Here is a 10,660-nt window from a genome sequence, read left to right as displayed (position 1 = left end):
GGGCCTACACCTCACCCCTGCCCCTCTCCTTACAGGAGAGGGGTTCCCCGCGCCTAGTGATCCAAACGCATCGCCCTCCGCCGCCAGACCCACCCCAACGGAACCTCTCCCGCCCCTGCGACGTTCTGTCAGCGGATTGGGGTGCTGGCGAATGCGTCGCCGCACCGGCTCCGGGGGGCCGGCTCACGGCCGAAGACCGAAGGTTCATTTCATGTCGATTCTGATTTCCCTGCTGATCACGGTTCTCGTCATCGGCCTCGTTCTCTATCTCGTGCGCATGCTGCCGCTGGACAGCCAGATCAAGAACGGCGTCCAGATCATCGTCATCGTGATCGGCATCATCTCGCTGCTGCGCTACCTCGCGGTGTTCTGACCGCGGCGGGTGGCGCCAGCCGCCCGCATTGGCCAGCGTGGCTCAGTGGGTCCGGACGGGTCGTGGCGGAAGCTGCGGCCCGTTCGTCCGTTTCGGAGGCGCGCGGGGCGGGAGCGGCGGCGGCTGCCGCCCCTTCGGCACGGGCGGGGCGGGCCGCGCCGTGGGCACGGGGCCGTAATAGGTCGCGATCACCTCAAGGATCCAGGTCGTGTTGACGTCATAGGCATGGGTCCGCTGGCCGTCGCGCCGGACGTAGTTGCTCAGCAGCTTCTCCGCGAAAAACAGCCGGCCTTCCAGCGTGTTGGCGACGATATGGCCGTCGACGGCCTGCTTCCACAAAGCCGCGACGCGCTTCTTGTGCTCGATCTTCTCGCTGACATACCGGCCTTTCGCCGCCGAGTTGGCCCTGTACGCCGTCGTATCCGACAGCAGCAGCGCCTGCGCGAAGTTGCCCCGCCTCTGCAGGAAATCGCGTCCGCTAACGCAGTGCCTGCGGTCATAGTCGTAGATCGCGATGTTCTGGACGTTGACGCCATGCATCATCAACGCCTGCAGAAAGCTCATGAAATTCGCCTGGTCAGGCTGGTAGTGGCCGCTGTCGTTGCAGACGGCCTTGATGATGCCCTGCTCGATCAGAATCGTCCCGGCGCACAGCACGGGGTCTCCGGCCAGATAGGATGAGTGGTAGAAGTTGCCGCCACTGCCGGGGCCGGCGCTGCCTTCGCCGCAATGGTGCCGCGCCATGTAGAGGTCGCGGCCCATGCTCATCGCGAAGCCGCCCCACTGCTTCAGCCCGAACACGTTCTTGTTCGAAGCGCTTTCGGACTCGGCAAGAACGAGCTTCATGCCCTTGGGCTGTTGTCGCTCCTGCGTCACCAGCCCGCCATCGGCGGTCGGCCGTGTCAGCTCATGGCCCTTGCCGGGCCACATCCACATATAGGCTTTGCCCTTGCGGAAGCTGAGCCTGTATTTCTCGACCTCGGCGCGGGTCAGATAGGTCGCGAACTGGCCGACGAGATCGAGATGCTCGCCGTGATAGCTCAGCTTACGGCCGAAATGACGCTCCAGATACTCCGGCAGGGTGTTGATCGTGCAGGAGAGCGCCGCGGCGAGGGAGTGGGCGGTGTATTTGTAGAGTTCGTAGACCGCGGGCTGCCGGCCCTTCGCCATGCCGGGCGTCCTGCCATGGACCTTCAGCCAGTAGTCCAGCGTGAAGAAGAGATCCGCTTTCAGCTGGATCCGGCCAAAGGCGGAGCCGTTCGCGCCGTATTGGACCAGCAGGTCGTCGATACGGCAGAGGATGGCGTCGTCCTGCCGTCGGGCGAGGGCGACGCTGCTGTCCTTCTTCCACTGCTCGAGCGTAGGCGTCGTCGTGTATGCCCTCGCGCCGGCCATGCCGCTCTCCCTGCCTGAACAACCCTCTGCCGACCGACGCCTCTCCCGCACGACGCCGGCATCGCTGTCGGCATTGAGCGCCCTCCCGCTGCTGCTGTCATCGTGCCAGTGCAGGTTGACCGGCCGCCCCGCTCGCATGATACTGCTCAATTGGGCGAGAGGTCCCAGGCAGCGAGCCTGGGACCTTTTGCTTTTGCAGGCATCGGATCCGGCGATGAGTTCCTCCAACCGCACCACCCACACCCGGCTGACCTCCTATCCCGAGCCCGGCAGCGCCGCGATGCGCTTCCCCGTGCGCTGGGGTGCAGCCACAGCGGCCGAACGCGGCCCGATCATCGCCTCGACCACCACGCCCGCCGACCGCAACGTCATCGGCGCCCATGGCGGCTCCTACTCGGTCTATCGCGCGCTCGCGATTTCCGCTCGGGCGATGAACCCCTCGCAGCGCCCGGACCTGCACAACACCCATCCGACCGCCGAGATCCCCGAGCAGCCGCAATGGTTCCAGCCCGGCAGAATCGTCTCGATGGACCCGTTCGGCCACCGCGTCGCGCAGGATTTCGGCGGGCTGATCGGCGAGGGCATCGACATCCGCCCGACCATCGCCATCACCAAGGCCCGCCTCAACCTGCCGGAGATCCTGGCGGCGATGGGCGCGCATCGGCTGGCGCCGGACGAGCACATCCTGCACCGCTCCGGCGACATCAGCGTCACCAAGATCGCGATCGATCCCGTCTGGCATCTGCCCGGCATCGCCGAGCGCTTCGGAACGACCGAGGCCGAGCTGCGCCGCACCCTCTTCGAGCAGACCGGTGGCATGTATCCCGAGCTGGTGACGCGGCCGGATCTGCGCGTCTTCCTGCCGCCGATCGGCTCGATCACTGCCTATGTCGTCGGGGAGGTCTCGGCCATCACCGATCCCAAGCGCCGCGTCGCCTGCCGCGTCCATGACGAGTGTAACGGCTCGGACGTTTTCGGCTCGGACATCTGCACCTGCCGGCCCTATCTCGTCCACGGCATCGAGGAGGCGGTCAAGGAGGCGCAGGGCGGCGGCGTCGGGCTGATCGTCTACAACCGCAAGGAGGGCCGCGCGCTCGGCGAGGTCACCAAGTTCCTCGTCTACAACGCCCGCAAGCGCCAGGAAGGCGGCGACAGCGCCGCGACCTATTTCGAGCGCACCGAATGCGTCGCCGGCGTGCAGGATGCCCGCTTCCAGCAGCTCATGCCGGACGTGCTGCACTGGCTCGGTGTCACCCGCATCGACCGGCTGATGTCGATGTCGAACATGAAATACGACGCCATGGTCGAGAGCGGCATCGAGATCGGCGAGCGCGTCGCCATTCCCCCCGAGCTGATCCCGCCCGACGCCTCGGTCGAGATCGAGGCCAAGAAGGCCGCCGGCTACTACTCCCCCGACGGCGCGCCCGGCGACAACGCGCTCAAGGCGACCGTCGGCCGCGACCTCGACAAGTTCTGAAAGCACCGATGCCTGATCGTGACCCGGAGGCCTTCCGCCTCCTGCTGAAGCCCTCCGCCATCCGCTCCCGCGCGCAGGAGATGCTGCGCCTCGGGCTCGCCGGCGACCTCTTGCATTTCACCGTCCAGCCGGAGCGGCTGGAGGCCTGCGCCGATTACGTGCTGGAGACGATCCGGGCCAACTACCCGACACTCGACATCCCGTTCCACGCCCGCTGGCGGCACTTTACCGTCGCTGGCCTCGATCGCTGGGCCCTGCTCGACAAGGCGGCGCATTTCGCCGATGCGCGCGAGCGCGGCCGCGCGGCCTATGACCTCGCCGTGGTCAGCGTCCTGCTCGATGCCGGCGCCGGGCCCGACTGGTCCTATCGCGATGCGGTCAGTGGCAAGCGGATCGCCCGTTCGGAAGGGCTGGCTCTGGCCTCGCTCGACATGTTCGCCGCCGGCCTGTTCTCCAGTGATCCGGCCCGGCCGCTGCGGGCAGACGCGTCGGCGCTGAAGCGGCTGGAGCCGGAGGCGCTCGCCGCCGGTTTCCAGGCCGGCCCCGCCAATCTGCTGCTCGCCGTCGAGGGCCGCGCCGCCCTGCTCAACCGGCTGGGCGAGGAACTGGAACGCCAGGGCCTGAGCCGTCCGGGCGATCTGTTCGACCGGTTCCTGGCGGCGGCGGAAACCGGCTCCCTGCGCGCCAGCCACATGCTCGGCGAGGTACTGGCGGCATTCGGTGGCATCTGGCCCTCGCGGCTGACGCTGGCGGGCGTTGCGCTGGGCGACACCTGGCGCCACCCGCTGATAGCGCAGGGCTCCACCACGGCCGGGCTCGTGCCCTTCCACAAGCTCTCCCAATGGCTGACCTATTCGCTGATCGAGCCGCTGCAATGGGCCGGGATCTCCGTCCTCGACGTGGACGACCTCACCGGCCTGCCCGAGTACCGCAATGGCGGGCTCCTGCTCGATCTCGGCGTGCTCGCGTTGAAGGACGACGCCGAGGCCGCGCGCGCTCATGAGCCCGGCTCTACGCTGGTCGTCGAATGGCGGGCGCTTACGGTGGCGCTGCTCGACGAGATCGGCGCGCTGATCCGCCAGCGGCTCGGCCGCTCGCGCGAGGAGCTGCCCCTCGCCAAGGTGCTCGAGGGCGGGACCTGGGCCGCGGGCCGGCGCATCGCCGCCGAGAAGCGCCCGGGCGGCGGCCCTCCCTTGACGATCGTCAGCGACGGAACGGTATTCTAGGCGCGTGACGGTGTTCCACTGAACCAAGCCGTCATCCCGGACAAGCGGCGAAAGCCGCGCAGCTCCGGGATCCATCGGAGGGCTCCGCAGCTCTACGATGGATCCCGGAGTTCCGCTTCGCTTCATCCGGGATGACGGCGCATTCCATCGAGGCGCAAGCCTCCACGGCACGAAGCATGAGGGGCCTGAGAGAATGACCAAGCAGCAGGACGGGGTCACCGTCGTCGATCACCCTCTCGTCCAGCACAAGCTCACGCTGATGCGCCAGAAGGACCGCTCGACCAAGAGCTTCCGCCAGCTCCTCAACGAGATCGGCATGCTGCTCTGCTACGAGGTGACGCGCGACCTGCCGGTCGAGATGGTCGACATCGAGACGCCGCTGCAGACCTCGCGCCAGCCGGTGATCTCGGGCAAGAAGATGGTCTTTGCGCCGATCCTGCGCGCCGGCGTCGGCTTCCTCGACGGCATGCTGGAGCTCGTTCCCGCCGCCCGCGTCGCCCATATCGGCCTTTATCGCGATCCCGATACGCTGCAGGCGGTCGAATACTACTTCAAGGCGCCGTCCGACATCGCCGACCGCATGATCGTCGTGATGGACCCGATGCTCGCCACCGCCAACTCCGCTGTCGCCGCCATCGACCGGCTGAAGGAGCGCGGCGCAAAGGATCTGCGCTTCGTCTGCCTGCTCGCGGCGCCGGAAGGCATCGAACGGCTGCGCGGCGCGCACCCGGAAGTACGCATCTGGACCGCGGCGATCGACGAGAAGCTCAACGACCACGGCTATATCGTGCCGGGCCTGGGCGACGCCGGCGACCGCATGTTCGGCACGCGCTGAGCCGACCGCCCATGCAAAAGCCCGCCCCTTGCGGGGCGGGCTCGGTCGCGCGAGCGAGAGGCCCGGCGCGGGATCAGTTGATGATCTGAACGATGCGGCGCGTGCGCGGCTCGACCACCACCGCACGGTCGTTGACGACCGTGTAGCGATAGCCCTTGGCGCCGTACTCGGCCGGCACCTCGCGATAGACCACGCCCTGCTCCGGCAGCACCGTGCCGACCACGACCGGCTGCGTGTAGCTGTAGGAGGTCACGCCCTGGTTCATGACATAGCTGCGGAAGCGCGCGGAATCGTCGATCATCGTGCCACCGGCCGGATCGCGCGTCAGCGGGGCCTGGACGGTGCCGGCCGCGCCGGCACCCACCCCGACGCCGAGAGCCGGATCGCGCGTCACGCCGCCGGCCGGATCGCGGATCGCCGGGCCGGTGCTCTGGGCGAAGACGGTGGCCGGCAGCACGGAGAGCGCGGCGACGAGGGCAAGCTTCTTGATCATGATGGGGAACTCCCTGTTGTGGATGGTTGCCGAACCAACCGTCCGGAGCCTTTCGAGTTCCCGTCCCACCGCGTCGGCGAATGCCGTATGCGGTTTATCCTCATCACGAAAACGAAAGCCCGCCCCCCTTGCGGGGGGCGGGCCGTTTCGGGCGTCAGAATGCGCCGTCTCGATCAGTTGATGATCTGGACGATGCGACGCGTACGCGGCTCGACCAGAACGGTGCGGCCGTTGACGACGGTGTAGTTGTAGCCCTTCACGCCGTATTCGGCGGGCACCTCGCGATAGACCACGCCGTCCGCCGGCAGCACGGTGCCGACGGCGACCTGCTCGCGATAGGTGTAGGACGGCACGTCCTGCTCGACGACATAGGTCCGGAATTTCGGGGTCGCGGCATCGCCGATGATGGCGCCGACCACCGCGCCGCCGACCCCGCCGACCGCCGCGCCGACGGGGCCGCCGACGATGGCGCCGCCGATGGCACCCGAGGTCGCCCCGCTGACCGCGCCGCCGGCCGCGCCCGGCGAGGGCTGGTTCTGGGCGAAGGCCGTGGCCGGGATCGCGACGATCGCGGCGACGAGAGCAAGCTTCTTGATCATGGTTATCTCCTCACGAAGGGGAAGTTCGGCGAGACAACCGACGAGGTTGTGAAGGGTTCCGCGACGATCGGTCACGGAATATTGCCGATGGTGACAGGCGGCATCGGATCCGGGCGGCGCGGCGCCCCGCAACGCAAACGGCGGGCCCAAGGGCCCGCCGTCGAAGATTTAGCCAGGGACATTCCGGGAAGCCGGTCCTACTTCGGGGCCGCCTTCAGCGCGGGCTCGAGCTTGGCGGCGTCGCGCTTGATGATGGCGGCGAAGCCATCGGGCGTGCGCTCTGCGGCGGTCGGGATGACCGTGCCGAGATCGAGCAGGCGCTTCTTGGTGTTCTCGTCGTTCAGCGCCTTGTTCAGCGCGTCGACGAGGCGGTCGACCGCCTCCTTGGGCGTGCCCTTGGGCGCGGCGATGCCGTTCCAGGCCTCGATCTGGTACTCCGGCAGGCCGGCTTCGGTCGTCGTCGGCACGTCGGGCAGGGCCGGCGAACGCTGCGCCGAGGCAACCGCGAAGGCCTTGATCGTGTTCGCCTTCACCTGCTCGGCGACACTGACGATCTGGTCGCACATGAAGTCGATCTGGCCCGAGACGAGATCGTTCAGCGCCGGGCCGGTGCCGCGATAGGCCACCGCGTTGAGCTTCGGCACGCCGAGCTGTCCCTTCAGCAGGGTGCAGGTCGTCCAGGAGACCGAGCCCAGACCGGCATGGGCCTCGTTGAACTTGTCCGGATTGGCCTTGACCGCCGCGACGAAGGACTTGAGGTCGTTCGCCTCGAGGTTCTTGCGGGCGACGATCAGGATCGGCGTGCCGCCGGCCAGCCCGATGGGCTGCATGCCGTTGATCGGATCGTATTTCAGGTTGGGATAGGTCGCGGGCGCGGCCGAGAAGGTGCCGAGATGGCCCATCGCGATGGTGTAGCCGTCCGGCGCCGCGGTCAGGGCTCTGGTGATGCCGGTGGTGCCGCCGGCGCCGGCGACGTTCTCGATCACGACCTGCTGGCCGAGCGTCTTCGACATGTGCTCGCCGACCAGGCGCGCGATGATGTCCGTCGGGCCGCCGGCCGCGAAGGGCACGATCATCGTGACGGGTTTGGTCGGATAGGCCTGGGCCTGCGCGCCGGCCGTCAGGGCGAGCGAGAGGGCGGCGGCGAGGCCGAGTACGGTTTTCTTCATGGGCGGGTCCTTCCTCGTTATGGTTGCAGGCAAGGTGGGGCCGCGCCAGGGGCGCGGCAAGCCCGTCATTCGGTGAACACTTCGTCGCGCTTCTTCGCCATCGACGGCAGCAGGGCGATGACCAGCACGGCGACCGCGACGATCAGCAGTCCGGCCGAGATCGGCCGTTCGACGAAGGTCATGAACGAGCCGCGCGAGATGATCAGCGCCTGGCGCAGCTTCTCCTCCATCAGCTTGCCGAGCACGAAGCCAAGCAGCATCGGGGCGGGCTCGAAGCCGAGCTTGATCAGGAGATAGCCGAACAGGCCGAACAGCGCCGTGAAGGCGACGTCCATGGGCTGGTTGTTCACCGAGTAGATGCCGATGCAGCAGAAGATCAGGATCGACGGGAACATCAGCCGGTAGGGCACCTGCAGCAGCTTCACCCAGAGACCGACCAGCGGCAGGTTGATGACCAGCAGCATCAGGTTGCCGAGCCACATCGAAGCGATCATGCCCCAGAACAGCTCGGGGTTCTTGGTCATGACCTGCGGGCCGGGGATGATGCCGTGGATGGTCATCGCGCCGACCATCAGCGCCATAACCGCGTTCGGCGGGATGCCGAGCGTCAGCAGCGGGATGAAGGCCGTCTGCGCGCCGGCATTGTTGGCCGATTCCGGTCCGGCGACGCCCTCGATCGCGCCGCGACCGAAGCGCGACGGATCCTTGGCGATCTTCTTTTCGACCGTGTAGCTGGCGAAGGGCCCGAGCACCGCGCCGTTGCCAGGCAGGATGCCGAGCGTGCCGCCAATGGCCGTGCCGCGCACCACCGGCATGAACGACTGCTTGATGTCGTTCCAGTCCGGCAGAAGGCGGCCGATCTTGGTGCGCACCACGTCGCGCGCCTCGGGATTTTCGAGGTTGCGCAGCACCTCGGCGAAGCCGAAGACGCCCATGGCCAGCACGGCGAAGTCGATGCCGTCAGCGAGCGGCGCGAAGCCGAACGTCATGCGCTCCTGGCCGGTCTCGAGGTCGGTGCCGACGGTCGAGAGCAGCAGGCCCAGCATGATCATGCAGAAGGCCTTGAGGATCGAGCCACGTGCCAGAACCACGGCGAAGCACAGGCCCATCACCATCAGGGAGAAGTATTCGGCCGGGCCGAAGAGCAGCGCGAGCTTTGTCAGCGGCGCGCCGAGCGCGGCGATGATCACGGTGGCGACGCAGCCGGCGAAGAAAGAGCCGATCGCCGCCGTGCCGAGCGCCACGCCGGCGCGGCCCTGCTTGGCCATCTGGTGGCCGTCCAGCGTCGTGACGACCGCGGTCGCCTCGCCGGGAATGTTGACCAGAATCGCCGTGGTCGAGCCGCCATACTGGGCGCCGTAATAGATGCCGGCGAGCATGATCAGCGCGCCCGTCGGATCGAGTCCGAAGGTGATCGGCAGCAGGATCGAGATGGTCGCGATCGGCCCGACGCCGGGCAGGACGCCGATCAGCGTGCCGACGAGACAGCCGACGAAGCAGAGCGCGATATTCTGCAGGGAGAGCGCGACGCTGAAGCCCAGCGACAGATTGGAGAACATATCCATCGGGTCAGATTCCCAGCAGCCAGGGCGCCAGCGGGATCGGCAGGCTCAGCGCGTATTTGAAGAGGAGGATGCAGGCGGCCGACATCGCCACGCTGAAGATCAGCAGTTCCTTCAACTTCATGTCGGATGCGGCGAGGCCGGAGACCAGGATCACCAGCGGCCCGGAGACCAGCAGTCCGAGCTGGGGCACGCGGATCGGGCCGATTTCGAAGCCGCGGATCGTCAGGCCGAAAACGCAGGCCGCGCCGAGCACGAAGATGACGCCGCGCCAGGACCAGCCGGAGAGCTTCTCGCCATTGTAGCGCAGAGCGGTCAGGCCCAGCATCAGGCCTAGCGCGGCGCAGATCACGGCGAAGGCCTTGGGCAGCATGCCGGGCCCGATCTGGCGCAGGGTCCCGATCGGCAGGTCGCTGGAGAGAATGAAGGCAGCCGCCCCGAGCAGGATCATGAACAGCCCGGCAGCGAGGTCCTGCGAAGATCGGACGCGGATACCCTGCGCCCTTTCGATTTTGTTCAAGCTCATCAGGCTCCTCCGACTGCCGACCCGACGAGGCGGGCGGTCCGTTTCAGCTTCGTGACGGGAATGGCGAAGGGCAGGACCTGCCGCTCGTCGATCAGGGTGACGCTCTCGCGCAGGATGGCGAGGAAATCGTCGCGGGCATCGAGCCGCTGCTGCGGCCGCCAGGCGATGCCGACCAGCGCACCGGGCGGCGGCGGATCGAGCAGTGCCCCGCGCAGGCGGCGCATGGTGACGCCCGGAAAGCTCAGCCGCGAGACCCAGTCGGGCGCCAGCGCGATGCCGAGACCGGCCGCGACAGCCGACATCATCGCCGGCTTCTCGGTCGCCTCCAGCGTGACGTTGGGCACGGCGCCGACGCTCTCGAAATACGCCATCACGAGGTCGTAGGCAAAAGGCCGGATCCGCTTGGAGGGCACCACGAAGGGCTCGCCGATCAGATCCTGCATCGTCACATGCTCGCGTGCGGCCAGGGGATGGGCCTCGTTCAGCACGACGATCGGCCGCTCGACGCGCAGCACCTCGAAAGCGCAGTCGGTCGGCTTGCGCGGCGGCCGGGTCAAGGCGAGGTCGAGCTTGCCGGCCTCCAACATCTGCACCAGCGCCGCCGTCATCGCCTCGACGAACTTGATCTGCACGCCCGGATAGCGCTCGCGAAAGGCGACCAGCGCCTCCGGCACGAAGCTCGACGAGGCGGCGTCGATCGCGCCGATCCGCAGAACCTTGCCCGATGCAAGCGACGCCTCGCGCACGGCCCGCGAGGCATGGTCCATCCGGGCGAGGATCCCCTTGGCCTCCTCCAGCATGATCAGGCCCGCGCGCGTCAGAGCGACCTGCCGCGTCGTCCGCGTCAGCAGGCTGCAGCCAAGCTCTTCCTCGAGCGCGCTGATCTGGCGGGAGAGGGCGGGGGGAGCCAGGCCCAGCCGCTCCGCGGCCCGGCCGAAATGAAGCTCCTCCGCCACTGCGATGAAACATCGCAGATGCCTGACGTCCATGGTGTCCCTCTGGTCC

General features: G+C 67.8%; 11 protein-coding genes. 4 read left to right on the top strand and 7 right to left on the bottom strand.

What is annotated here, in order from left to right:
- Window positions 1–211: 211 nt before the first annotated feature.
- Window positions 212–373: a Thivi_2564 family membrane protein gene (locus AX750_RS26450; RefSeq protein ID WP_197426662.1), complete on the top strand. Its 162-nt coding sequence runs from the start codon at window positions 212–214 to the stop codon at window positions 371–373.
- A 42-nt stretch (window positions 374–415) separates the two neighbouring features.
- Here AX750_RS26450 and AX750_RS09985 read toward each other — a convergent pair whose 3' ends face one another.
- Window positions 416–1,768: a hypothetical protein gene (locus tag AX750_RS09985; protein ID WP_067254010.1), complete on the bottom strand. Its 1,353-nt coding sequence runs from the start codon at window positions 1,766–1,768 to the stop codon at window positions 416–418.
- A gap of 214 nt (window positions 1,769–1,982) precedes the next feature.
- Here AX750_RS09985 and AX750_RS09980 point away from each other — a divergent pair, with 214 nt between their 5' ends.
- The 3 genes from AX750_RS09980 (at window position 1,983) to upp (ending at window position 5,306) form a co-directional block, all read left to right on the top strand.
- Window positions 1,983–3,245: a GTP cyclohydrolase II gene (locus AX750_RS09980; protein ID WP_066720100.1), complete on the top strand. Its 1,263-nt coding sequence runs from the start codon at window positions 1,983–1,985 to the stop codon at window positions 3,243–3,245.
- Window positions 3,246–3,253: 8 nt separating this feature from the next.
- Window positions 3,254–4,471: a URC4/urg3 family protein gene (locus AX750_RS09975; RefSeq protein ID WP_066720103.1), complete on the top strand. Its 1,218-nt coding sequence runs from the start codon at window positions 3,254–3,256 to the stop codon at window positions 4,469–4,471.
- Between the two features lie 193 nt (window positions 4,472–4,664).
- A complete protein-coding gene (gene upp / locus AX750_RS09970) occupies window positions 4,665–5,306 on the top strand; it encodes a uracil phosphoribosyltransferase (protein WP_066720106.1) in 642 nt (213 codons plus the stop codon).
- Window positions 5,307–5,379: 73 nt separating this feature from the next.
- Here upp and AX750_RS09965 read toward each other — a convergent pair whose 3' ends face one another.
- From AX750_RS09965 to AX750_RS09940, 6 genes are all read right to left on the bottom strand, one after another.
- Complete coding sequence (locus AX750_RS09965; protein ID WP_066720108.1) at window positions 5,380–5,799, bottom strand: DUF1236 domain-containing protein; 420 nt, start codon at window positions 5,797–5,799, stop codon at window positions 5,380–5,382.
- Window positions 5,800–5,972: 173 nt separating this feature from the next.
- Window positions 5,973–6,398, bottom strand: a complete 426-nt coding sequence (locus AX750_RS09960; protein WP_066720110.1) for a DUF1236 domain-containing protein — start codon at window positions 6,396–6,398, stop codon at window positions 5,973–5,975.
- 197 nt (window positions 6,399–6,595) lie between these two features.
- Window positions 6,596–7,567 (bottom strand): tripartite tricarboxylate transporter substrate-binding protein, encoded by a 972-nt coding sequence (locus AX750_RS09955; RefSeq protein ID WP_066720116.1) that lies wholly within the window; start codon window positions 7,565–7,567, stop codon window positions 6,596–6,598.
- A 65-nt stretch (window positions 7,568–7,632) separates the two neighbouring features.
- Window positions 7,633–9,132, bottom strand: coding sequence for a tripartite tricarboxylate transporter permease (locus tag AX750_RS09950; RefSeq protein WP_066720119.1), 1,500 nt, complete (start codon window positions 9,130–9,132; stop codon window positions 7,633–7,635).
- A gap of 4 nt (window positions 9,133–9,136) precedes the next feature.
- Complete coding sequence (locus AX750_RS09945) at window positions 9,137–9,655, bottom strand: tripartite tricarboxylate transporter TctB family protein (RefSeq protein WP_066720122.1); 519 nt, start codon at window positions 9,653–9,655, stop codon at window positions 9,137–9,139.
- Window positions 9,655–10,644 carry a LysR substrate-binding domain-containing protein gene (locus AX750_RS09940; protein WP_066720125.1) on the bottom strand — a complete coding sequence of 330 codons (990 nt, stop codon included), beginning with the start codon at window positions 10,642–10,644 and terminating at the stop codon, window positions 9,655–9,657. The genes AX750_RS09945 and AX750_RS09940 overlap by 1 nt, the downstream gene beginning before the upstream one ends.
- Window positions 10,645–10,660 lie beyond the last annotated feature (16 nt).

The sequence above is a fragment of the Methylobacterium sp. CCH7-A2 genome (assembly GCF_001557075.1).
Lineage (GTDB): Bacteria > Pseudomonadota > Alphaproteobacteria > Rhizobiales > Beijerinckiaceae > Allobosea > Allobosea massiliensis.
The sequence above is the reverse complement of the archived record's forward strand: the minus strand, read 5'-3'. Positions and strand labels throughout refer to the sequence as shown.